Source organism: Ruegeria arenilitoris (assembly GCF_013030265.1).
In the GTDB taxonomy this organism is placed as follows: domain Bacteria; phylum Pseudomonadota; class Alphaproteobacteria; order Rhodobacterales; family Rhodobacteraceae; genus Ruegeria; species Ruegeria arenilitoris_E.
The window spans coordinates 63,880-86,388 of sequence record NZ_WPZQ01000005.1; the positions used below are offsets into that span (position 1 = coordinate 63,880).

At 55.6% G+C, this 22,509-nt stretch carries 22 protein-coding genes; 3 read left to right on the forward strand and 19 right to left on the reverse strand.

What is annotated here, in order from left to right; genetic code table 11:
• Nucleotides 1–38 precede the first annotated feature (38 nt).
• Entirely contained in the window at nt 39–827 is a 789-nt protein-coding gene (locus GOX61_RS10010; RefSeq protein WP_170333358.1) for a class II aldolase/adducin family protein, read from the forward strand.
• Between the two features lie 153 nt (nt 828–980).
• Here the strand turns inward: GOX61_RS10010 and GOX61_RS10015 are convergent, their stop codons facing one another.
• The 16 genes from GOX61_RS10015 to GOX61_RS10085 all read right to left on the reverse strand — a co-directional run bounded on the left by GOX61_RS10015 (nt 981) and on the right by GOX61_RS10085 (nt 15,678).
• Nucleotides 981–1,676 (reverse strand): RraA family protein, encoded by a 696-nt coding sequence (locus tag GOX61_RS10015; RefSeq protein WP_170333360.1) that lies wholly within the window; start codon nt 1,674–1,676, stop codon nt 981–983.
• Nucleotides 1,673–2,368, reverse strand: a complete 696-nt coding sequence (locus GOX61_RS10020) for an alpha/beta fold hydrolase (RefSeq protein WP_170333362.1) — start codon at nt 2,366–2,368, stop codon at nt 1,673–1,675. Before GOX61_RS10020 ends, GOX61_RS10015 begins: the two co-directional genes overlap by 4 nt.
• Nucleotides 2,365–3,489 carry a cobalamin-independent methionine synthase II family protein gene (locus GOX61_RS10025; protein ID WP_170333364.1) on the reverse strand — a complete coding sequence of 375 codons (1,125 nt, stop codon included), beginning with the start codon at nt 3,487–3,489 and terminating at the stop codon, nt 2,365–2,367. The genes GOX61_RS10020 and GOX61_RS10025 overlap by 4 nt, the downstream gene beginning before the upstream one ends.
• Nucleotides 3,490–3,499: 10 nt before the next feature.
• Nucleotides 3,500–4,102: a class I SAM-dependent methyltransferase gene (locus GOX61_RS10030; protein ID WP_170333366.1), complete on the reverse strand. Its 603-nt coding sequence runs from the start codon at nt 4,100–4,102 to the stop codon at nt 3,500–3,502.
• Complete coding sequence (locus tag GOX61_RS10035) at nt 4,099–5,064, reverse strand: cupin (RefSeq protein ID WP_170333368.1); 966 nt, start codon at nt 5,062–5,064, stop codon at nt 4,099–4,101. The genes GOX61_RS10030 and GOX61_RS10035 overlap by 4 nt, the downstream gene beginning before the upstream one ends.
• Nucleotides 5,065–5,127: 63 nt before the next feature.
• Nucleotides 5,128–5,256 (reverse strand): hypothetical protein, encoded by a 129-nt coding sequence (locus tag GOX61_RS22540; RefSeq protein ID WP_302478283.1) that lies wholly within the window; start codon nt 5,254–5,256, stop codon nt 5,128–5,130.
• Nucleotides 5,257–6,246, reverse strand: coding sequence for an ester cyclase (locus GOX61_RS10040; protein WP_170333369.1), 990 nt, complete (start codon nt 6,244–6,246; stop codon nt 5,257–5,259).
• Nucleotides 6,243–7,286 (reverse strand): LacI family DNA-binding transcriptional regulator, encoded by a 1,044-nt coding sequence (locus GOX61_RS10045; RefSeq protein ID WP_217353830.1) that lies wholly within the window; start codon nt 7,284–7,286, stop codon nt 6,243–6,245. Before GOX61_RS10045 ends, GOX61_RS10040 begins: the two co-directional genes overlap by 4 nt.
• Nucleotides 7,286–8,050: an SDR family NAD(P)-dependent oxidoreductase gene (locus GOX61_RS10050; protein ID WP_170333371.1), complete on the reverse strand. Its 765-nt coding sequence runs from the start codon at nt 8,048–8,050 to the stop codon at nt 7,286–7,288. The genes GOX61_RS10045 and GOX61_RS10050 overlap by 1 nt, the downstream gene beginning before the upstream one ends.
• Nucleotides 8,050–9,102, reverse strand: a complete 1,053-nt coding sequence (locus tag GOX61_RS10055) for an ester cyclase (protein WP_170333373.1) — start codon at nt 9,100–9,102, stop codon at nt 8,050–8,052. Before GOX61_RS10055 ends, GOX61_RS10050 begins: the two co-directional genes overlap by 1 nt.
• A complete protein-coding gene (gene hisD / locus GOX61_RS10060; RefSeq protein WP_170333375.1) occupies nt 9,099–10,430 on the reverse strand; it encodes a histidinol dehydrogenase in 1,332 nt (443 codons plus the stop codon). The genes GOX61_RS10055 and hisD overlap by 4 nt, the downstream gene beginning before the upstream one ends.
• Nucleotides 10,431–10,441: 11 nt before the next feature.
• Nucleotides 10,442–10,972, reverse strand: a complete 531-nt coding sequence (locus tag GOX61_RS10065; protein ID WP_155148326.1) for an ester cyclase — start codon at nt 10,970–10,972, stop codon at nt 10,442–10,444.
• A gap of 127 nt (nt 10,973–11,099) precedes the next feature.
• Nucleotides 11,100–12,254, reverse strand: a complete 1,155-nt coding sequence (locus tag GOX61_RS10070) for a carbohydrate ABC transporter permease (protein ID WP_170333377.1) — start codon at nt 12,252–12,254, stop codon at nt 11,100–11,102.
• A gap of 1 nt (nt 12,255) precedes the next feature.
• Nucleotides 12,256–13,278: a carbohydrate ABC transporter permease gene (locus GOX61_RS10075; protein WP_155148330.1), complete on the reverse strand. Its 1,023-nt coding sequence runs from the start codon at nt 13,276–13,278 to the stop codon at nt 12,256–12,258.
• A 66-nt stretch (nt 13,279–13,344) separates the two neighbouring features.
• Nucleotides 13,345–14,556 carry an ABC transporter substrate-binding protein gene (locus tag GOX61_RS10080; RefSeq protein ID WP_155148332.1) on the reverse strand — a complete coding sequence of 404 codons (1,212 nt, stop codon included), beginning with the start codon at nt 14,554–14,556 and terminating at the stop codon, nt 13,345–13,347.
• A 48-nt stretch (nt 14,557–14,604) separates the two neighbouring features.
• Complete coding sequence (locus tag GOX61_RS10085) at nt 14,605–15,678, reverse strand: ABC transporter ATP-binding protein (RefSeq protein ID WP_170333380.1); 1,074 nt, start codon at nt 15,676–15,678, stop codon at nt 14,605–14,607.
• 166 nt (nt 15,679–15,844) lie between these two features.
• Here GOX61_RS10085 and GOX61_RS10090 point away from each other — a divergent pair, with 166 nt between their 5' ends.
• On the forward strand, nt 15,845–16,846 hold the full coding sequence (locus GOX61_RS10090; RefSeq protein WP_170333382.1) for an ester cyclase: 1,002 nt from the start codon (nt 15,845–15,847) through the stop codon (nt 16,844–16,846).
• Entirely contained in the window at nt 16,843–17,721 is an 879-nt protein-coding gene (locus GOX61_RS10095) for an amidohydrolase family protein (protein WP_170333384.1), read from the forward strand. The genes GOX61_RS10090 and GOX61_RS10095 overlap by 4 nt, the downstream gene beginning before the upstream one ends.
• 159 nt (nt 17,722–17,880) lie before the next feature.
• On the opposite strand, the gene GOX61_RS10100 is transcribed toward GOX61_RS10095, so the two are convergent.
• The 3 genes from GOX61_RS10100 to GOX61_RS10110 form a co-directional block, all read right to left on the reverse strand.
• Nucleotides 17,881–19,647, reverse strand: coding sequence for an ABC transporter ATP-binding protein (locus tag GOX61_RS10100; protein WP_170333387.1), 1,767 nt, complete (start codon nt 19,645–19,647; stop codon nt 17,881–17,883).
• 211 nt (nt 19,648–19,858) lie between these two features.
• Nucleotides 19,859–20,560, reverse strand: coding sequence for a response regulator transcription factor (locus GOX61_RS10105; RefSeq protein WP_170333389.1), 702 nt, complete (start codon nt 20,558–20,560; stop codon nt 19,859–19,861).
• Entirely contained in the window at nt 20,560–22,455 is a 1,896-nt protein-coding gene (locus tag GOX61_RS10110; RefSeq protein ID WP_170333391.1) for a PAS-domain containing protein, read from the reverse strand. Before GOX61_RS10110 ends, GOX61_RS10105 begins: the two co-directional genes overlap by 1 nt.
• Nucleotides 22,456–22,509 lie beyond the last annotated feature (54 nt).

Sequence of the window (22,509 nt, forward strand, 5' to 3'; positions counted from 1 at the left end):
CCGGATTTTTACGGTGGTAGCAGATTGGAGGAATCGCAATGAATATCATGACCCCGAAGCCAAGCGGCCAGCGCCCAGCAAACTGCAGTGATGTAGAGTGGGAGGCTCGCTGCGAGCTCGCTGCCATCTACAACGCGCTGGTAAAGTATCGTCTGACGGATCTTACGAACCAATGGCACGCCGTTCGGGTGCCCGGTGAAGATGCTCTTTTAACCCATCACTACGGCTGGATGCACGAAGAGGTCACTGCATCCAATCTGATCAAAGTTGGGTTTGATCACACCAACCACAGTCCGGAAAACGGTGAACCGAACCCATCGGCCACGGAAATCGGCAAGCTCTTTTTTGAAGCCAACCCTGACATGAACTGCATCATGCATATCCACACAAAGGCGATCATGGGAGTGTCTGCTCAGAAAGAGGGTCTGCAGCCACTAAGCCAAGCCTATCTGATGATCGGTGGCGGCGACGTGCTTGGATACACCGACTACGAGTTCGAGTGCACTGATGACTTTCTCACCGGGTTGCTCAAGGCGGGTATCGGCAAAAAGGCTATTGTCGAGGCATGGCATGGCGCATTTGTATTCGGAGCGACCGCCGGCGAAACATTCTTTCGGTCCTTCTATCTCGATCAGGCCTGCGCCGTGCAGCTTGAGGTTCAGAAATCCGCAGCCGGTGGCGCCACTATTCGGGAGATCCCTGAACATGAGATCCAGCGTCACCTGACGGACATGAACAACAGTGATTGGTATGGCTATGAAGGCGAATTGGAATGGCTGGCCATTCGCAGACGCCTAGATGTCGAAGCGCCCCACTACACAACGTAAGTGCCAGTCATTCCTGTCCGCCGATAGGTTCGCATCGGCGGACAGGTTCACTTGTTCCATCAGTGGCGTGATATAGCGGCGCTATCGCCATCCGACGGGCCAGGGTATTGGCCCGTGTGTCGGTCTGTGGGCCGCTACAGCTGATGGCTCATGTCAAACCCGTGCCCGCTCGAATTCTTCCCAAGCTTGGCGAAACTTGTCAAAATCGAAACCCGGCTGTGTGGCCGCGTCTAGAACTATGCGCTCAGTCGCGAAGAGTTTTTGAATTGCTTCTTCGAGTTGCTCGATCAATTCGGGCGGGATGACCAGCGCCCCATGCCGGTCCGCATGGATCAGATCACCGGGGTTGACCCTAAGACCAAATACGGAAACGGGCGTGTCGATCTCGCGAACATGAACAAAACCGTGGCTTGGCCCAACCGACCCCGCGACAACGGAAAATCCGTCAGGAAGATCCCCAAGGTCGCGCATGACCCCGTTTGTCAGCGCGCCCGACATACCAAACCCTTTGTGGACCGTAGTGTTGATTTCGCCCCAATACGCGCCGATGCAGTCGGGATAATCCAGATCCTCGATCACCGCGACTGACGGAGCGGGTGCTTCGGCCATGTATTTATAGTAGGCCATCCGACGTTCTTTGATGATTTCTGACGGCTCGGATGGCGGATTTACGGCAGCGATTTTTGCAGTTCGGGCGTAACCGACAATAGCGGGTTCAGACGGGGCCGAGCACAGCATCGTTCCGCGTGTGAAACTATCAAAACCGCGTTTGCCCTGTGCAACTTCGATGGCGTTGCAGACTGTTGGGGTATCAACTTTGCGCAGCAATGCCAAAAGGGACGGTGTCATGAATCCTCCAGCCAGCGGATCAGGGCCGCCGTTGTTTCGTCGGGTTTTTCAAGAGTGGGCAAATGCCCTGCATCTTCGATAATTTCGAGCGTGCTGTTGGGCAGCAGATCATGCATCAATTCATGCCGTTCAACGGGGCACAACCCGTCTTCTCGGCCACACAGGACCAATGCGGTCCCTTGATAATTCAACAGTGTTTCCGATTGATCAGCGCGGTTCATTAGAGCCTTGGACTGACACAGAAAAACCTCGGGCCCAAGGCCCATCGCCATTTCCATACAAAGGTCCAATATGGCACCCTGTCTTGGGCCATCGGCAAGGTAATTCGGCTTCATCTCATCCCGCATCACCTGCCGAAGCCTGCCATCGCGAACAGCTTCTATCTGGGGGCCACGTCGTGCCTTTACCTCATCAGTTTCAGCAAGCGGGTTCGTGTCCAGCAACGCTAACCGCTCAACCCGGTCAGGTGCCTGCCGTAAGATTTCCATCGCAACGATTCCGCCCATCGACAAACCAGATAAGGCAAATACGGGCGGTGCGTTTTCTAGTATCTCTGAGGCAATGAGCTCAATGCTCTCTTGCCCCAACAGTGGAAACGTCATCAACGGTCTTGAGCCGGACAACGCATTGATCTGCGGCCCGAACAGGCGCGCATCACACATCATTCCCGGCAAAAAAACCAGTGGTGTCATCGCGCAGCCAGCTTTGCGCCTTCGGACAAGGACGTCAGTTTGGCATAGGCGATTTCCGGATCGACTGCGCCAAAACCTGCGAACGTCCCGAAACCACAATCGCTGCCCGCAATCACGCGGTCTGCGCCCACGATGTCGGTAAATCGTTCAATGCGCTGCGCAACAAGCTCCGGGTGTTCCACGAAGTTTGTCGTCGTATCAACCACCCCCGGCACAAGGACTTTATCGTCCGGGATTTCAGTCTTACGATCCCGAAAGACTTTCCATTCATGGGCATGGCGCGGGTTTGAGGTTTCAAACAGAACATAGCGCGCCTTGGTCGACATCAGGGTATTGAACACCTTGTCCATAGCGATGTCACAGCAATGCGGGCCTTCGTAGTTCCCCCAGCAAATATGAACGCGAACGCGATCCTGCGGAACGTTCTCAAGCGCATGGTTCAGCGCTGCAACATGCATGTCGGCAATCTTGACGAACTCATCATCGGAGAGGTCGGTGAACAGCATATGACGTGACAGCGCCAGATCCGGGCAATCCAGTTGAAGATCCAGACCGGCGCCAACGATGGTCTCGTATTCTTCTTTCATGGCATCGGCCAATGCGCCCAGGTAGGCTTCGCGCGTGGGGTAGAAATCGTTCTGAAGGAACAGAGAGATCACCCCCGGCGATGCAGCATTCATGAATCCGCGCTCCGCACCATGTTGCGCCATCGCTGCTTTGAGGTTGGCGATATCCTTCCCCAGCTCACCCTGCCCCTTGGACCGTACCTCGCCGGTACACATCGGACGCGCGTATTGCGGTGTACCACCATCATCGGCAAGCCGCTGCAGGAAGCTGGGGAACATCTTCAGGTCCGCAGGGGCATTTCGCGGACTGTCGCCGGAAAAGCCCGTATAGCGATCCTTTACATAGGTGGCATAAGAGATCTTTGAGGTCTCGCCATCGCTGACGATATCGACACCAGCCTCAACTTGTTTGCGCACAGTCTCAGAGACGGCTTTTGCCATGCAGCTGTCAAACGCGCTGGCATCGTAAGGCTTTTCGTTTTCGCGGGCGAAGATAAAATCCACTACTTCCTGCGTGCGGGGCAGAGACCCAACATGTGTGGTTTTGACGGTCATCAGAGCCTCCTCAGATTTTTCGGGCCATCAGAATGGTATGACTTTGGGTTTCCGGGTCTTCGGCGAGAAAGCCGGTTAGCAGCAGCCCGTTTTCCTCCAGACACGAGGCGTAACCGGCGGGGGACAGCGAAGCGTGATAAACGATCTCCGCCCCTACCGTGCCGCTTGCCTCGCCCTCGCTTGGGCCGACAGTCAGCATGAGCATCCCACCGGGCCGCAAATGATGCGACATGCGTGCGATACAGGCTTTCTGTTCGTCCGCCGTAAGATGGAAAAAGCTGTTCCATGCAATGATGCCGTCGAATTTCTGATCCAGTTCGAATTCACGCATATCGGCGTATCGCCAATCACCCTCTGGCCAGCGCTCCCGTGCGATGGTCAACATCGCCTCGGAAAAATCGACGCCTGTAACGTCAAAGCCTTCGGCCATGAACCAGCGTGCAATCGGATCACCGGCGCCACACCCCAGATCCAATACATGGTCGCCGGGTTTCAGGCTGGCCGTGAAGCGCGCCAACCAGCGCGCTTCGAATAAGGCCTTTGAACGACGTTTGTCATACTCGGTAGCCTGCCGCTCGTAGACGGCATGGGTGTCATCGGGGTTTGCGTTCATCCTGTCCAGGTTGCTCCTGCCGGGTCATCGGTTGCAGTGATCCGGTACAGGCCCGCCTGTCCGGTCATTGATGGTTGGACGCTATAGGTTTCGCCGGGCAGAACCAAAGCTGTGTCTCCGGTCGACAAAGTGACGACATGTCCATCAATCGAGACACGCCAATGACCACTGGCCGGCATCAGAACAACCGGTTTATCTGCATCCACCGGGTCGGCCACGCTGGATCCACGTCCTATGAAGTCGACTTTGAAACCAGGTTTGTCCTTGATCAGGCCGTTTTCACCAATCACCTGTGCGGGTTTGTTGGCCGATAACGCCATCAAATCCCAATACCGCGCGACGTATTTTCCAACGACATCTTCGACCGGAACCTCAGGGTAGTTTTTCAACTCCTCCTCGGACAGCAACGGCATTGGGCGCACATTATGGGGTAGTTCCTGACCCTTTTTAGAGTCGTAGAGAACGCCGTTGTCGCCCAGCATCAAGCCATGCGCTTGGGCATCTTCAATGACTTGCGGAGCCCAGGTCACGCCGCCACCGGCATCATCCCCGCCCAGGATCGACATGATCATTCCGTAATCCTGACCGACGTTTTCGAAACCACGGAAAATACCAGTCGGGATGTTGAAGATATCGCCTTCTTCGGCAATGAACTCGCCTGCCGTACCGTAGCGCCCCCAGAAAAACCGCCAACGGCCCTTGGCGACAAAGAACACCTCAGCCGTCGTGTGGCTGTGCAGCGAGTTCCGGCATTTCGGCGGCTGTCCCGCAGCGCCAATGTTGAAGCCGATCTTGTCAGTGATGTGCACGTGCTGGTCAGGGGATTCCGAGACGCCGCCGCCGACAATCGTAAAGTTCTCTTTCTGATCGCTGCCTGGTGTGTGGGCATCGATGAAGGCAGTCTTACAGGGCTGAAGTTCACCGTAGCGAACAATGCGGGAAGAAATGGTTGACTTGGTCATGACGTTTGTTCCGATTTTTCGTTTTCAGGAAAGGAGGTTCTTGTGCTCGTGCAGCACAGGCCCTCACTCTCCCGGTGGACGCAGGTTCAATCGGCGTGCGCGCAGGCTTTGACGGAACATGTGGAACCGTCGGCTGGCCCCGGTCTCATGCAGACCATCCACAAGTATGCGATATGTGATCGGGTGAACCACTCAGTCCTCGCTGCCTTGCAAAAGGATTTGTTTCCAGACCGACGTTTCATCGAACAGAGTATATTCACGGCGCAGCTGCGGCTGACCGCCAATCAGCGCACCAAACTCGGCGTGACTGATCCCCAAAACATAAACCTGCGCACCCGTTGGCGCACCAAACACGCCCCACCCGTCATGTTTACCCCACAAGCTCCAGCGGATCGCCGCTCGAGGGGGCATGTCCGGATCGCTGCGCCCGATCTGATGCTCGATCTTGAACTCAGCATTCGGAAAGCTTGCCCGCAAACCCATCCAGAAACGGTCGACCGCATCCCAGCCATGCCCGGTGACGCCGCCCACATATTCTGACTGAACGGCCCGGTCATATTCCGCCTCAATCGCACCCATGTCGGCGTTCATGATCCGGGTCAGGATGTCGGCGTAGCGTTGGCCCCACTCGTTATCGTTGCCACGGCCCTTGTACGGCCCGGGTTGATCGATTTCGGGGGTCAGAGGTTTGACGCAGTTTTCCTTGCCTCCTTCGCGGGCAATAAGATCGGCGGCGTATTCCTTGGGATCCCAGCCCATCTGCCGGACAATAGCGCCCTGATCGCGGATCAACCATTCATCGTTGATCTGATTATCAATGGCATGGCAGTCGGCCAGAATCCGATAGCGCAGCTTAGTGCCGGTCGGTTTACCATATACACCCTCTGCCAAATGCGTGGCCGTTGAGATGATGCGATGCGAACTCAGCATCCCTTCTTCCGGTGTGCCAGACCAGATCACATCCTCGCCCAGCAACTGCCGATCCGGAAACTCGGCCAGCGTCGCCATGGTTGCGCCAATCACATTCTGATTGCCCAACACCACCGAACCGGGTGAGCGTACCACGATGTCTTCGCTGTAATACTCATGCAGTGTCGCGATACCCCGATCTTCCCAGATCTCTTTGGTGATACCGATGATATAGTCGGGGAAATCCCGAAACTTGGGATCAAAGCCTTTCATGAATTCATCCTTTGAGGTGTCCAGCCTTTGGGCAGACGTGCCGATGTGCGCACGATCAGCGGCCCATCGATGGCGACTTTGCGTGCCGCCGCAGCTGTCGGGTTTTCGATATGATCCAGCAGAGCATCAACGGTCTCGGAAACCATCAAATTGGCCCGCTGACGAATGGTCGTAAGGTTGTAGGCAAGCCATCCGGCCTGAGGGACGTCATCGTAACCAACGACAGACACGTCTTCGGGCACGCGCATTCCCAACTCGAAACGGATGACATCCATTGCGGCCAGCGCCATATGGTCATTGGCAACGAATACTGCATCAGGTCGTTTTTGCGGCTCGACGTCAAACATCCGACGTGCAGCTAAACGTGCTTTCTCGGTGTGAAAATCTCCGATTTCGTGCGCATACAATTCCTGGCCCGCATCGTTGAGCGCGGCGCGGAAGCCGGCCTCGCGGTCCCGCTGGGTTGAGGCACCCTGCCAACCGGCAATGTAGGCGATACGACTGTGCCCGGCGGCGATCAGAAATTCCGCAACTTTGCGACCACCGGCATAATTGTCAGAAGTAACAGACGTGATCCCGTCGAGGTCCTGGCTGCGGTTGAACAAAACCACGGGCACGCCTGCCTGCTGGCAGCGGGTGGCAATGTCTGAAGACATCGCAACGGATGCCAGAACGACACCATCGACTTGATAATCAAGGATTTCCTCCATCACGTCGTCTATGTTTCCAGCGGTTCTGGAGGCCATGAAAATCAGGACGTGATAGCCCTGTTCCTGCAAGGCATTGGACAGTTTCTCGAGCGCCTCGGGGTAGAAGTAATTGTCCAGATAGGCGACTACCAAACCGATGATCCTGCTTTTGCCGGACACCATCGCGCGTGCCAGTACGTTGGGGCGATAACCGAGTTCAGATGCAGCCTTGCGCACTTTTTCCTCGGTCTTTTTGCTCACCGACGCACCGGGCGTGAACACGCGGCTAACGGCAGACTGGCTTACGCCGGCCAATTGGGCAACCTGGAGGGATGTTACTTTCTCAGCCATCAGTCCGCCGTCCAACCTCCGTCAATCAACATTGAGGTGCCGGTAACCAGTGCCGAGGCGTCCGAGGCGAGGTAGCGTACCGCGCCCATGATGTCTTCGACTTCGCCCACGCGATCCAGTTTGATCTTCTCCATGATCCATGCGGCACGTTCAGGATTGTCGAATGTGGACTGGGTCAACGGCGTTCGGATGAAAGTCGGACAGACCGTATTGATCCGAATGCCCTGTTTGCCCCATTCGATGGCCATGGATTTGACCATGCCCTCCAACCCATGCTTGGTCGCGCAATAAAGCGCCCGGTCGACCCCGCCAACATGCCCCATCTGGCTGGAGATATGGATGATCGAACCCGGCTTTCCTGCCTTGATCAAAGCGCGGGCGGCATTGGCCGACAAGAAATAGGCCGAACGCAAATTGACATTGGTGACAACATCAAAGTCATCGGGTGTTGTCTCGATAGCCGGGCTGTGGCGCGCCACGCCCGCTGAATTCACCACGATATCGAAGGTGCGGTGATCGAAAAGCTGTTTCAGGGCGTCCAGATCACCCTGATCCATCACAAGCGCTTCGGCAGACCATCCCTGCTCTTTCAGAGCGGTAACTGTCTCATTCAACCGATCCGCCCCTCTGGCCGCGCAAACAACATGTGCACCCGCCTCGGCCAGCGCTACCGCGCACCCCTGTCCGATACCCGAGGAGGCTCCGGTCACAAGGGCGGTTTTTCCACTCAGAGAAAATGAAGGGGTGCGCGGCAATTCAGTCATCAGCTCATTCCATCCGGTATTTCAATACGACCCATATTTCGGGCTTTATTGAATTCCCGCAGACGGGCAAAGACGTCAACGCCAAGCTGGCGGTACGCATCCAGCAAATCAACGAGCACCCAGTTTTCCCGGATCTTACCTTCTTCCAAACGCCAGAAATCCAGGCTGCGCATGGTGATCTTCTTACCTGATGGCGCGATACCCATCCAACCGTCATCTGTGACGGTTTGGATCATGTTGGGCCAGCCGGTCACGGCGGCATATTCCCCGTCACCAAAGAAATGATAGGTGATGTCGTCTACATATTTTCCGCGGTCCGGCATACCGTTGAGAAACGGGATCTGATGCCAGTTGCGGAAACCTGCTATACCGCGCCCGGTGCCAATTCCTGATGGACCGTACCAGTTCATGCGCGGGTGCCAGAACCGCTCCATCTCCATCACTTCGGGTCCACCTTCGGATGGGTGCTTTTTCAGATGATCGAGCATGTCGATGATATGCTGGCAGGTCTGTTTTCCCTTGGCTTCATCATAAGGACCGGGGACAAAACCGTCCTGAGTGGCAGGCCCGGGGATGTGCCATTCACGGCCCAGACTTGGCGCCATCGGCCAGGCATTCGCCTGCATCATGACTTCGGGGATGTCCCATAGTGCCTGCATCTCGACAATCTTGCCGTTTTCGAAGCGGAAGAATTCATGAAACCGCATCGTGACCTGATGACCCGTTGGGGGGATATCGAGCCAGGGACCGGTGAAAACACCGGTATAATACCCGCCACATCCGACCCAATCTGCGCCGAACTCATCCGGCCCGGCCATGACGATGTAATCCCGACGCTCAAGATCGGGCCAAGCCGCCAGCAAGCCCTTATAGCCGGTGTCATAGAAATCATCTCTGCCGATGCTGTCCCCAAAGGGATGACACAGACGGAACACGGCATCCGGTGACGTGATATCCGCGAGGACCCGACGCACATCAGCCTCGTTGAAATCATACATCGCGGCCCTGAGCGGTTCGATCAGGGCCTTGTGATGTGTGTGTTTGTCACTCATTCGGCAGCGTCCCGGTAAGGCGCTGGCGCACCGTAGGGAACATTAATCCCGCCATATCGACGCACACGAACGTTGCACTGTTCAGCGTGACCAACAAACCCTTCAAGCATGCAAAGACGTGAGCCATACTCGCCGATCAGCGTTGCCGCCTCATCAGTCAGAACCTTTTGGTAGCTATGTGTCTTCAGGTACTTACCAACCCAAAGACCACCGGTGTATCTCCCAGCCTTCTTGGTCGGCAGCGTGTGGTTGGTGCCAATCACCTTGTCCCCGTTCGAAACATTGGTGCGCGGCCCAAGGAACAACGCGCCATAGCAGGTCATGTTTTCAAGGAACCAGTCGTCACGGTCAGTCATCACCTGCACATGTTCCGAGGCAATGTCATCGGCAACCTGCAACATCTCATCATAGGTGTCGCAGACAATCACTTCTCCATATTCATCCCACGACACTTTGGCGGTGTCTGCTGTTGGAAGGATACCCAATAGACGGTCAACTTCGGCCAGCGTGTCTTCGGCCAGTTTGCGCGAATTGGTCAGCAGCACACAGGGGCTGTTGTACCCATGTTCGGCCTGACCAAGCAGATCCGTGGCGCAGAGTTCTGGATCTGCGGCGGACTCGTCAGCGATGACCATCGTTTCGGTCGGACCTGCGAACAGGTCGATACCAACACGTCCGAACAGCTGGCGCTTGGCCTCGGCCACGAACGCGTTGCCGGGACCAACCAGCATGTGAACGGGATCGATCGTCTCGGTACCCAGTGCCATCGCGCCAATCGCCTGAATGCCGCCCATGACATAGATCTCATGCGCGCCACCAAGGTACATTGCTGCAATCACAGCTGGATTTGGCTTACCGTTGAACGGAGGCGTGCAGGCGATGATGCGCGGAACACCGGCGACCGAGGCTGTAGCCACGGACATATGCGCCGACGCGACCATCGGGAACTTACCCCCAGGAACGTAGCAACCCACTGATTGTACAGGGATATTCTTATGCCCCAGAATGACACCTGGCAGAGTCTCGACCTCGATATCCAGCATCGAGTCGCGCTGCGCCTGGGCAAAGTTGCGCACCTGTTCCTGCGCGAATTTGATATCGGCCAACTCACGATCGGACAATTGCCCGATCAGGTCATCAATTTCCTGTTGGCTCAGGCGGAACGAAGCAGGTGAGTAGTTGTCGAACTTCTCACTCAGCTCACGCACCGCTGCATCACCACGAGTTTCGATGTCTTTCAGCGTCGCCTCAACTACGGCGCGGGTCTTGGCATCGTCTTGTGCCCGGTCAGCATCGGATTTGCCGCGTTTAAGATACTCGATTGCCATGTTCTCAATCCTCAGTTTTCGGGCCGGGGTGGAAGTTTTTCCCCCCGGTCAAATGCTTCCCAACCTTCACCGTTGAACACATCAACGCCCAGCTGTGCCGCAACATGGGCGAAATCGACATTGACCCAGTTGTCGACGATCTTGCCATCGACAACTTTCCAGAAATCCATGTAGCGGATTTCGACCCGTTTACCGGTGGCGGGAATTCCCAGAAACTCACCCGAATGGGTCGCTTCCTGGCGTCCAAAAGCTGCAGCCCATTCACCCATATAAAGGCGCGCTTCGTCGATGCAGACCTTATCCGAGAATGCAGCCTGGAACGGGCGTTGCCAGTTATCCTGAAATTCCTGCAGACCGGTTTTGGTGCCGCAACCCTGATTGCCCATCCAGCGGAAACCCTGGGTGAAGAACTCTCCTATATCGTCGATGCGGTGGTCGTTCAGACCATCAACCATTGTTTCGATGACGCGGCGTGTGTCGTCGGTTTTGCTCATGTCCGTGTCGCGGGTCAGAACCGCTTGTTCGGGACGGGAACCTTTCATCTTTCTATCCTTTCAGGTTGCCAAGGGGAGGGATTGGGATATGCGACCCCAATGCTCAGAAAGTCCCTCGGCATCCTGTTCAGCGCCGGGTGGCGCGACATGGCGTTATGTCGGGCGTTCTTGCTCATCAGCCTTTCACCGCCCCGGCTGTCAGACCGCTGACAATCTGGCGCTGGAAAATCAGCACGAGGAAGATCAACGGCGCGGTGATCGACACGGCGGCGGCCACAGCAACGACCTGATCGGTTGTCGTTGTCTCGCGATTGAACATGCCAACGATGGCCGGAACCATGGTCTGGTTCTGTGCATCCAGCAGCAGTGCGGTGACCAGAAAGTCGTTATAGGCCAGCAGGAAGCTGAACAGCCCTGTCGTGATCACGCCTGGCCACATCACTGGCATGATGACACGTCGGAAGGCCTGAAAGTGGCTGCATCCATCCACTCGGGCGGCCTCATCCAGCTCGGCCGGGATGTTCTGGAAGAACGAGCGCAACATCCAGATCGTGAAAGGTTGGTTGATCGCGACCAAAACAGCAATCACCGCAAAAGGCTTGCCGTACAAGGTTGGTGCGTTTTCACCCAAGATAGGGCTGAGCCATTCTGCCGAATTGATGAATACGGGCAGATAGCCTGCCACCAGAACCGAATGCGGCAATGCCCGAAACACCAGGGCGACGATCAGGATCCAGAACGCCAATGTCGATCCGGAACGCGCCAAACCATATCCGGCCAATGTACCAACCGTCAGCGACACGGTAACCACACCGGTCGTCACGATCAGCGAATTCTTGAAATTGTTCGAAAAACCGCGATCGATCCAGACGGTCTTATAATGTTCCGTGGTCAGGCCAAGCACATCTCGTCCGAGAGGTCCAAAGAGTGGGTTCAACACGTTCAGGACAGCAGGCAAGATGACAAAGAAGACCAGCAAAAATCCGACTAACAGGGCTAGCACACCGATCAACCAGCCAAACCATTCCTGACCCGGCTTAGTGTAGGACTTTATCATCGAAGGCAGTGTCTTGGTGGCTGCGAAGATCGTGCCCCAGATCACTGCAATGCCCAGAATTATGTCGAGCAGTGACAATCCCTTTCCAACACCCAGCGTGGCAGGACCAAAGATCACATTCAGGGCGTTGCTATCGAAAGCATCGACCGGTGACTTGAAGCTCATCACCATGATCCAGAAGATCGGGAAGGCTGCGATCAGACACCAAAGCGCCAGAAAGATGTTCGAGGTCAGACGCAGGCTGAACGGTTGGCGAAGCGCGCGTGAGGACATATCAGTGACCTCCTTTGTGATCGCGCCAGGTTCGACGCAGCGGAAGAATAAGCAGGATCACGACACCGATCATCGTCAGCATTGAGTTGGCCGAGGCCCGACTGATTGATCGGTTGCCCGCCTGATCCGGCGTTAGGTAATCGAAGGTCAGCCACTGCAGTGAGATGACGTAGCCCTGACTTGAGAAGCCCACGATTTCTTCGAACACCCGGTAGGCGTCCATCAAATGGATCATCGACACGAATATGATCAGCGGCATCAGGTGTGGAATGACAATGTACTTCAGGCGCTGCCAGCGGGTTGCCCCGTCAATCACGGCGCTTTCGAGACTATCCTGATTGACCGTTTGCAGACCGGCATAGAAGACAATGGCTGCAAACGGCGCCACGTGCCAGACGCGATAAAGCATCATCAGAACTTCAATAGTCCAGGCTTGGGCAAACAGGGCTATGTCGCGGTTCAACCACCATTCCATCATCGCGGTCAGGATGCCGTCACCTCTGAACAGCCAATTGATCGACAGCACACCGATCACCGGCGTAATGATAAAGGGCAGCAACGATACAAAGATCACTGGCCCGCGAATAGACCGCGCCGCGTTGTTGATCAGAATTGCAATCCCAAGCCCGCAACCTACTACCAATGGCAGGGTGATCAGCGTGAAGGTCAGGGTAAACCGAAGCGCCTTCCAGAAGTTGATCGTGGACAGTACATGCCAACTTCCGTCGCTTATGGCCCGCCACGCGCGTTCAGGCTCCAATACGTTACGATAGCTTTGCAAGCCGACATATTGGGTTTGGGTAATGACCTCGCCATGCTCGTCAAGCTTTGGCTGAGACACCAGCTCGGTCACACAGGTTTGCGTCAGGAAACCCGGGGTGCAGGTTTCTTTTTCGACCGTCTCATAGATCGGCTGAGTGATGTAAAAGCTCTGCTTGAACACGCTGACCAGAGGAAACGCTATGAAGAGAAGCATCATAAAGACAGAGGGGCCGACAAAGGCGGCAAATGTCCGGAAATTCATGGCTCTGCCTTTCTCATGATTCTCGAAGGGAGGGGACGGGAGGGCCATAGCCCTCCCAGGGGAGGATCAGTTGCTGATCAGACCTGCTTCTTTCGCAGCAGTGACGTAATCTGCCTCGATATCAGCCAGTGTTGTCTGTGCATCCTTGGCGCCGGTCAGATAGTCTGCCAGACCGTTACCCAGCGCGGTGTGCATAATACCCATCGGACCAGAGGCCGGATACGCCTTGGCACCGCCTTCAGCCGAAGCTGCAGCACCAGCCGCCAAGTCACCTGCTGAATAGGCAGGGCTCAGCCAAACAGCGACGTCATTGTTTGCGCTGACCATATCGCTGTCCATGCCCTCAAGGGCGACGCGGAAGGCGGCGTCGGCCTCTTCGTCGCTCATGTTCGAAGCCAGAACAATACCGTCCCACCAGATGGTGGTCGCAGGTACTGCCGAACCCATTGGGGCCGCAGCCATGGTGACCTTGCCAACAACCTGGCTTTCGGCCTCATCGTTCATCGCAGCCGCCCGGCTGGCCCAGAGGTTCGCCATGGCGATCTTGCCCTGCTGGAACTGTTGCTGAACGTAGGTCGAGTCTGAAACCAGATACTCAGGATCCATGTACTCTGTCATGGCCTTGAGCGTTTCCAGTGCAGCTACGCCCTGCTCGTTGTTAATGGCAGGCATATTGCCATCGCCAAAGAACGAGCCACCCTCGCCAAGATACATGTTGACGAATTCCTGGCCGAGATTCCAACCGGTCTTGAACGTTCCACCGATCGGATAATCCATCACTCCCGCTTCTTTGATCTTGGCGGCAGCATCCAGAACGTCGCCATAGGTCTTGGGTTCTTCGATACCCAGTTCGGCAAGCACGTCATCGCGGTACATAAGGTGCTGCGCATTCACCATCATCGCGATCGCCATGGTCTTACCGTCCACTTTGATCAACTGGTTGGGCAGCAAATCCTGACCATACTTCTCGACCAGATCATCCAGCGGACGGATCGTGCCAGCGTTTAGCAGTGGTACAAGAGTGGCGTTCGATACGCCGCCAATCTGATACAGCGCAGGATCTGCAGCAAAAGCTTCGGGCTGCTTTTCGCGGAATTCCTGATCCAACGAAGCACTGAAGTTTCCGCATTCGGCCATCGCATCGGTGACGGCCTTCCACGCTTCAAAACCCGCCGAGAGCGATTTTAGCGGCACGTCATTTTCAAATGAACAAGCAGCCCAAGCGCCACTTGCAGCAATGGACATGGCACCTGCCATGAGGATCGTCTTGAGTTTCATGCGTTTCTCCCTGTCAGGATCGGTCCGTCGTCGACGTCCGGACCGGTGTTATGCCCGAATGGGCTGTTTGTGGGGTTGCTCCCCGATCCGCGCACCGCTTCCAGCTTCGAAGAGATGACAGATTTCGTTTGGCACCGAGAACGAAACGGTTTCGCCAATCTCGGCACGGAATGTTTTGTCCGCCTTTACGGAAACCAGAGCACCGCCAACACGAACAGAAATCATGGTCGCGTCGCCTAACAGCTCCAGCGTGTAAATCGGTGCGGTGATCTGACCATTACCTTCAGCAAGGCTCGCGTCTTCGGCCCTGAATCCCAGCGTCATGGGACCGTCTGGCGCGTCTACCGGAATTTCGACGTGTTCAGCACGGAACACTCCACCCGCCACTTCGCCGTCCATCAGGTTCATCGCTGGTGAGCCGATGAAGCTGGCTACAAATGTATTCGCGGGTCGGTCATAGATTTCGGTCGGGCTTCCAACCTGCTGGACCACGCCCTGTTTCATCACCACGACACGGTCAGCCAGTGTCATGGCCTCAATCTGGTCGTGGGTCACGTAGATGGTGGTGACTGCCAGTTCATGGCTCAGGTTCTTAATCTGCGCTCGGGTTGAAACCCGCAGCTTGGCATCCAGGTTCGACAGAGGTTCATCCATCAGGAACACGTTCGGCTCGCGCACAATGGCGCGTGCCAGCGCAACACGCTGCCGCTGACCACCCGACAATTCAGCAGGCTTGCGATGCAGAAAATCATCCAGCTCGACCATCGCGCTGGCGCGGCGAACCTTTTCATCATGCGTTGACGGATCAATGCCGCGAACCTTCAAGGGAAAGCGGATGTTCTCGTAGACGTTCATGTTCGGGTACAAAGCATAGCTCTGAAAGACCATCGCCACGTCCCGATCCTTGGGTTCCAGATCGTTCACTACTTTGCCATCGATCAGGATATCGCCTTCGGTGACATCCTCGAGCCCGGCAATCATGCGCATAGTTGTGGTCTTGCCACAGCCAGACGGCCCCAGCAGCACCAGAAACTCGCGGTCGGCGATTGTCAGATCGAAGTTGTGGACCCCAACAAAGGAACCCCAACGCTTACCGACATTACGCAGTTGAATTTCCGCCATGGTGCCCCCTGCTACGGATTCGTTTTGCATACGTTTGCAAAAACTGTAATCGGCACTCATCAATTCTGGCAAGACTTTTTTGCATACGTATGCAAAACTGGTTCAAAGCAGTGATTCATTGCTCCGATACAACAAGCGTAACGTACTGCAAAGAAACGGTAATACAGTGAGCTTCCAAAACGAGAAAAAACTCGTCTCTTCGTTTCATGACGAGCTAGACAAAGCAGATAGCGCAGATTTACCCTCAATATTTGAGCGATTCTGCGCGCAGGATTTACGGTGGCATGGCTTCCACCCATTCAATGAAATCACTGGCGGCGCGCACGTGGTGGACGCGTTTTGGCGACCTCTGAAACGCAGCCTGACACGCTTGCAACGACGGCAAGACATATTCTTTGCCGGAGAAAACTCACTGGATGATAAGGGTGCTATCTGGGTTGTCTCGATGGGGCATTTGATGGGCCTGTTCGACAAGCCTTGGCTGGGCATACGCCCCACCGGCAAAATGGCCTTTTTACGCTATTGTGAATTCAACAAAGTGTCTGAGGGAAAAATCACCGAGACGGCAATGTTCTTCGACATTCCCCATCTCATGGTGCAGGCGGGTCAGAATCCTTTCCCCCCGCAAACAGCAGCTCATCTTGTTCAGCCGGGACCGCTGACTCATGATGGGATCTTGGAAAGGGATGCGCCTAAGGAAGAAGGTCAGCGCACCCTCGCCGCGATCAACGCCATGATTGCAGACCTTGGGCAATGGGACAGCGGGCTTTCGCTGACAGATGAGTTGGCTCGCACATGGCATGACGACATGATCTGGTGGGGCCCCGAAGGCATCGGCGCGACCTACACGATCGAGCGTTATGCCAAGCAACATTCAGGCCCCTTCCGTGCGGCTTTTAAGGATAGGTCAAAAACCAATCACATCTGCCGTATGGCCGAAGGGCATTATGGCGGTTTTTTTGGCTGGCCGAATTTCACTGCAGCACCAACTGGCGGCTTCATGGGCATGCCCGCGACCGGAAAGGCGGGCGAGTTTCGCGTGATTGATATCTATCGCAGGGGCGGTGACAAGTTGGCCGAAAACTGGATCTTTATAGATCTGCTGCATTTCTGGAAACAGCAGGGTGTCGATATCCTTGAACGGACTACCGGGATTGAAACGCCATGAGGATCGATGCGCATCATCATCTGTGGGACCTGAACGCAGTCCACTATCCGTGGTTGATGGAAACTGGCACACCCCGGTTTTTTGGGGACCCAACTCCGATCCAGCGAGACTATCTTCTTCCCGAGTTCCGAAAGGATGCCGAAGCATACGGTTTCAAGGCATCAGTTCACATTCAGGTTGGCGCTGCGGACCCATGGGCCGAGGCCAAGTGGGTCCAATCTGTGGCCGATCAGTACCCGGATTGGCCTCTGGCGCAGGTCGCTTATTGCGACTTGACCTCGGATGATCTGCCTGACCAGCTGGACCGCCTGCAATCGCTTTCATCGGTACGCGGCGTACGGCAGATCATCGGTCGGTCGCCAGGTGAGGACGCGAAATCAGGTACGAATGATCTGCTGGAAAACCCAAAGTTTCTGGCCGGTCTCAGAGAGTTGGGTGAGCGGGGCCTTTCATTCGATCTGCAGCTATTGCCGGAACTGATGGAACAGACTGCCCGGGTATTGGAGCGCGCGCCCCGAACAAAAATCGCTTTATGCCACACCGGCTCCCCGCATGATCGATCGGAAGATGGCCTGGATACGTGGGCCATAGCGCTGCAAAACCTGTCTTCGATGCCTCAGGTTTTTTGCAAACTTTCCGGGCTTGGTATGTTTGATCACGACTGGTCAGCGGACAATGTCAGAGTAATTGTTGAAACCTGCCTGTCCCAGTTCGATCCTGAGCGCTGCATGTTCGGCTCAAACTTTCCGGTCGACAGCCTGTCCTCGACCTATGCAGAACTCATATCAAGATACACTGCCCTCGTTCCCGATACTCAGTGGGAGAATATTTTCTACAGAACATCTGAAGGGTTTTACGGATTTGTAACTGAGTAGACCAACGCAGTGCCGAACCGGGTCTTGGTACTATCTGCGCCAGCGCAAGCGTGAGACCGACACATCTAATAGAGAATGACTGTCATCAGACATGTAGAAGCGGCAGCTTTGATGCTGCCGCTGCAGGATGAATTGATCCCAGAAACCGCCTAATTCCGGTCAGGCAGCAGGTGTCTTGAATTGCTGATCGAACAGGCTTCGGAAACTGCCATTCTCTTCCATCAGCTCCTCAAGGTTGCCCTGTTCGATAACTTCACCATCCTGCACAACCATAATTCGGTCCGCTTCCAGGATCGTTGACAGACGGTGCGCAATCACGATCGTGGTGACATTTTCTGTCAGCTTATCCAGAGCCTCTTTGACCAGAGACTCGGATTCGGCATCCAACGCGCTTGTCGCCTCATCAAGCAGCAGAATTTCTGCATTCCGCAGAATAGCGCGCGCAATCGCCAGACGTTGCTTCTGACCGCCGGACAGGAATGCGCCATTCTCTCCAACCTCTGTGTCGTAACCTTCCGGCAATTCACTGATGAAATCATGCGCATGCGCCGCGCGCGCCGCGGCCTTCACCTCTTCGTCTGTCGCATCAGGGCGCGCAAAACGCAGGTTTTCCATCACGTTGGTCGAAAACAGGAAAGTATCCTGACCCACATAGGATATTTTCCGCCGCAGCGATGCAAAGCTCACATCAAGCAAATCCTGACCATCAATTTCAACAGACCCCTCGTCAGGATCATAAAACCGCATGATCAACCCAAAGATCGTGGATTTGCCGCCACCTGATTGCCCCACAAGAGCAGTGGTTTTACCTGCCTCGAAGGTCAAATTCATATCTTTGATGACGGGCAACGATCCCTGATAACCAAATGTCACGTTGTGCATCCGGATTTCACCCGGGCCCGAGCGCAGCTGTTTTGGCTCCGTGCTTTCACGCATCGGATCTTCTTCGTCCAAAAGTTCGAACATCATCCCAATCGGCACCAGCGCGGTTTCGATGACAACACGCATGCGTGACAGACGCTTTGCCGGTTCGTAGGCCATCAAAAGCGCTGTGATGAATGACATCAGCTGACCTGCTGTCGGTGGTTCCGACCCCGCGATTCCCATCGTACTGACCACAAGAACCCCGGCCACGGCAAGTCCGGCCAGAAACTCCATCAGGGGGCTGGCAACAGACTGCAACTTGGCAATGTCGTTGGAACGCTTTTCTACCGCAAGGATCGCCTCATCCATGCGCTCGGTCATGTGACCTTCCAGCGCGAACACTTTGATGACCTTGATCCCACCCGAAGTTTCCTGAAGCACACGGATGATCTCAGCCAGTGACTTGAGGTTGGACTGCATGATTTTTCGTACGCTTTTCAGCAAGTAACGCACGCTCAGCAACGCAATCGGGCCAACGACGAAGAACAGCACCGAGAGAACGGGTTGCTGATAGACCATGACGAAAACGAGACCCACCAGGGTAAGGGCGTCGCGTACGAAACTGGTCACGATCACGTCAACCAACTGCCGCGCGGCCTGTGCTCCATAGGTCACGCGCATCAGGAGTTCCGAGGACTCAACCTTGGAATAGAAGTCAACACCGCGCCGAAGCAGCTTTCGATACACGTTCTCTTGCTGCACCGCGATGATACGGTTACCCGCACGCGCCAGAAAAACAGACTGTATGTATGAAGCGACCGCTTTGGTGAAAAACAGCGCAACCACACCCAACGCGATCAGGTGTACCTGAGACCGCATATCTGGGTTGGTCATGGCATCGACGATGTTTTCCATCATCCAGGCGGTGCCCGCAGTTGTACCAGCAACAACGGCCATCGCAACCATCGCGATACCGTACAGCCACCCTTGACCACGGATACTGTCACCTACCAAACGGCCGATATAGCCGGATCGCCATTTCGTCCAGGCTTTCCTGATCATTCCGTTCTCCAAAATCTCATCATTATTAACCTGTCACGGCCATGTCTGTCACACGCCGAAAGTTCCACAACGAATTGGACTCAACGCAAAAGACGGGTTGCGCCTAGTTATGCGGGACGAGCGCAAGATTCCAGAGGGCCTGCAAAGAATAGGAGGATACATGACCATTAACACACGCTCTGGCCCTCAGCAGTTAAGTAATCCGTCGCTTCTAGCGCCACACAACTTCTCCCAAAAATATGTAACCAGCCCCATATATCGTCTTGATTAACTGAGGGTTTTTGGGATCTTCACCCAGCTTGGTCCGCAATCGGGAAATACGTACATCCATTGCCCGATCAAAGCTTTCCCCTGCGGCACCGCCCAGCATTTCCTGCATCTGGGCCCGGCTGATCAGACGTTTCGGGCTTTCGAGGAACAATCGCAACACCTCACCTTCAGCGTGGCTGAACGTGGTTTCGGCGCCGCTCTCATCTTCCAGCACATAGCGATCAAAATGGGCCGTCCAGCCGTTAAATCCTGCTGTTTCCGAGCTTTGCGCCTGCGCTTTTGGTGAACGTAACCTCGCACGGATACGCGCCACTACTTCGGCCGGATCAAAGGGTTTGGTGATGTAATCATCCGCTCCAAGCTCCAGCCCGGTCACCCGGTCCTGAACCTGTGCACGCCCCGAAATGATGATCACCGCCGCCCCTTGCTCCAACGCCAGACGGTGAACCAGTGCCAAACCATCCGTATCCGGCAAAGACAGGTCAACCAGACAGACATCGGGTGTCACGCGCTTGAGTGAGGCTTCGAATTCTCGCGCGCGGGCAAAGCTCTGTGTACGAAAGCCGGCCTCTTCCAGTGCATCAGTCAGAATCCGGCGTATTTCAGGCTCATCGTCAAGGATGGTCACCAGCGGTTGGGTCATCAGGCAGCCTCGGTTCGGATCAGGGCAGACAATTGCGTACCGGTAAACGGCTTTTGCAGCACCGGCGCAAGGCCAAGCGCGCGCCGATACAACGGGTCGTCATGGGGCAGCGAGGTCATCAGGATACAGGGTACGGAATGGTTCAGTTTCTCGACAAGATCGATACCCGTCCCCGCACCCTCCAGGCGGATGTCCGACAGCACAAGCCCGATATCACCGATATCCTTGGTCAGGGCCAGTGCCTCATCGACCGAAGTTGCCTCGATCACCGAGCAGCTCAGTTCGATAAGCATATCGCGGAACTGGCTGCGCAGTTCATCGTTATCCTCAACCAGCAACACCAATCCTTCGCGTACCGGAGGTGCCGGTCGATAGGGCAAGCGCAACACCACGGACGCACCCGACGGAGTATTGCGCAAGTTCAGATCTCCGCCTGCCAGCTTGACAGTATCATAGACCATCGGCAGTCCCAGCCCTGAGCCATCACTGCCCTTGGTTGTGAAGAATGGGTTCAGCGCTTTCTTCAATGCCTCGGACGAAAATCCCGGGCCGGTGTCTGAGACGGTGATTTCGATCCAGATGTTGCCAATTGCGTGGGCGCTGATGGTGATCTGACCGGATGGCCCGCAGGCGTCGCGAGCGTTGAGTACCAGATTCAACAACGCATCCTGCACCATCCCCGGATCCAGCATCAATGCCCCATCCGGAAGTGTGTTTACCACCGAAAGCCCCACACCGCGCGGCAGAGAGGGGGTTGCCAGAATCCGCAAATCCTCCAACAGCGCCTTCATGTCCGTTGCCTGTGGATGGGGCGTTCTGTTGCCCGTCATATCAGCGATCCGGTTCAACAGTTGCCCCCCGCGCCGAGCGGTTTGTTGGGTGGCCGAAACGAGCTCGGCCGCATCATCGGGCAGGTTCATCCGGTCCAGCTTGGCCTGCATCCCAAGAATGATGGTCAAAAGATTCGAAAAGTCATGAGCCAGCCCGCTGGTCATCTGGGCGGCCATGGCGCGCCTGCGTGTCTGCTGCAATGCGACGCGGGCTTGCGTCTCTTCGGTAATATCGACCGACATCACATATACACCACCCTGCTCATCGGGAGTGAACGAGACCCGGATACGGCGAGAATCCTGATCCTCGGTGAACTCGAAAACCGAAGGCTGGCCGGAATAGGCCCGTTCCAGATGCGGCTCCACCCTGTCGAAGGCCGCGGCACCAAGAGCTTCGGAAATATGCAGACCCAGAATCTCGGACGGTCGGCCCGGCATCACGGAACTCAGGCGGCGATTGGAATAATCATAGCGACCACTGGCATCCAGATGGGCAATATGTGCCGGCATCATCTCGGTCGTCATGCGCGTCCGCGCTTCGATCTCGGTCAGCTGCCGCTTGGCTTCTTCCAGCGCCGTGATTGTGGCGGCCAGTTTCCGGTTTGTTGCCGACAACTCTTCTGCATGGCTCAAAAGCTGACCGGACAGTTCTTCGGACCGGGCGCGCAGCAGTTCTTCAGCCCGTTTTGTACCAGTAATATCAGTGTAAACCGCAACCCATCCACCAGCGGGCAATGGCGCACCTTCGATCGAAATAACCTGCCCGTTCGGACGGACGCGTTCCATATAATGCGGCTCGAACGCCAACGCCTGTTCGACACGGACATCGACCATCTCATCGACATTCTGATCGTCACCGTATTCTCCGCGACTGGCCAGAAAGTGAATCGTGTCGTGAAACGACGCCCCGGGCTGCACGAGCTTGTCGGGCAGATCGAACATTTCCTGAAAGCGAAGGTTACTGACAACCAGCCGCAACTGACTGTCATAGATCGACAGCGCCTGACCGATCAGGTTCAAACCGGCGGTCGTCATCGCCTTTATACGCTGTTCGCTTATGTCCAAATCGTTTCTCCCCGGGACATATGCGTAACATCAGATCTGATGCAGGTGTAGAGG

Bases quoted from the DNA above. Each gene is read 5' to 3' on its own strand.
- GOX61_RS10010 (WP_170333358.1), top strand. From the start codon at position 39: ATGAATATCATGACCCCGAAGCCAAGCGGCCAGCGCCCAGCAAACTGC.
- GOX61_RS10015 (WP_170333360.1), bottom strand. From the start codon at position 1,676: ATGACACCGTCCCTTTTGGCATTGCTGCGCAAAGTTGATACCCCAACA.
- GOX61_RS10020 (WP_170333362.1), bottom strand. From the start codon at position 2,368: ATGACACCACTGGTTTTTTTGCCGGGAATGATGTGTGATGCGCGCCTG.
- GOX61_RS10025 (WP_170333364.1), bottom strand. From the start codon at position 3,489: ATGACCGTCAAAACCACACATGTTGGGTCTCTGCCCCGCACGCAGGAA.
- GOX61_RS10030 (WP_170333366.1), bottom strand. From the start codon at position 4,102: ATGAACGCAAACCCCGATGACACCCATGCCGTCTACGAGCGGCAGGCT.
- GOX61_RS10035 (WP_170333368.1), bottom strand. From the start codon at position 5,064: ATGACCAAGTCAACCATTTCTTCCCGCATTGTTCGCTACGGTGAACTT.
- GOX61_RS10040 (WP_170333369.1), bottom strand. From the start codon at position 6,246: ATGAAAGGCTTTGATCCCAAGTTTCGGGATTTCCCCGACTATATCATC.
- GOX61_RS10045 (WP_217353830.1), bottom strand. From the start codon at position 7,286: ATGGCTGAGAAAGTAACATCCCTCCAGGTTGCCCAATTGGCCGGCGTA.
- GOX61_RS10050 (WP_170333371.1), bottom strand. From the start codon at position 8,050: ATGACTGAATTGCCGCGCACCCCTTCATTTTCTCTGAGTGGAAAAACC.
- GOX61_RS10055 (WP_170333373.1), bottom strand. From the start codon at position 9,102: ATGAGTGACAAACACACACATCACAAGGCCCTGATCGAACCGCTCAGG.
- hisD (WP_170333375.1), bottom strand. From the start codon at position 10,430: ATGGCAATCGAGTATCTTAAACGCGGCAAATCCGATGCTGACCGGGCA.
- GOX61_RS10065 (WP_155148326.1), bottom strand. From the start codon at position 10,972: ATGAAAGGTTCCCGTCCCGAACAAGCGGTTCTGACCCGCGACACGGAC.
- GOX61_RS10070 (WP_170333377.1), bottom strand. From the start codon at position 12,254: ATGTCCTCACGCGCGCTTCGCCAACCGTTCAGCCTGCGTCTGACCTCG.
- GOX61_RS10075 (WP_155148330.1), bottom strand. From the start codon at position 13,278: ATGAATTTCCGGACATTTGCCGCCTTTGTCGGCCCCTCTGTCTTTATG.
- GOX61_RS10080 (WP_155148332.1), bottom strand. From the start codon at position 14,556: ATGAAACTCAAGACGATCCTCATGGCAGGTGCCATGTCCATTGCTGCA.
- GOX61_RS10085 (WP_170333380.1), bottom strand. From the start codon at position 15,678: ATGGCGGAAATTCAACTGCGTAATGTCGGTAAGCGTTGGGGTTCCTTT.
- GOX61_RS10095 (WP_170333384.1), top strand. From the start codon at position 16,843: ATGAGGATCGATGCGCATCATCATCTGTGGGACCTGAACGCAGTCCAC.
- GOX61_RS10100 (WP_170333387.1), bottom strand. From the start codon at position 19,647: ATGATCAGGAAAGCCTGGACGAAATGGCGATCCGGCTATATCGGCCGT.
- GOX61_RS10105 (WP_170333389.1), bottom strand. From the start codon at position 20,560: ATGACCCAACCGCTGGTGACCATCCTTGACGATGAGCCTGAAATACGC.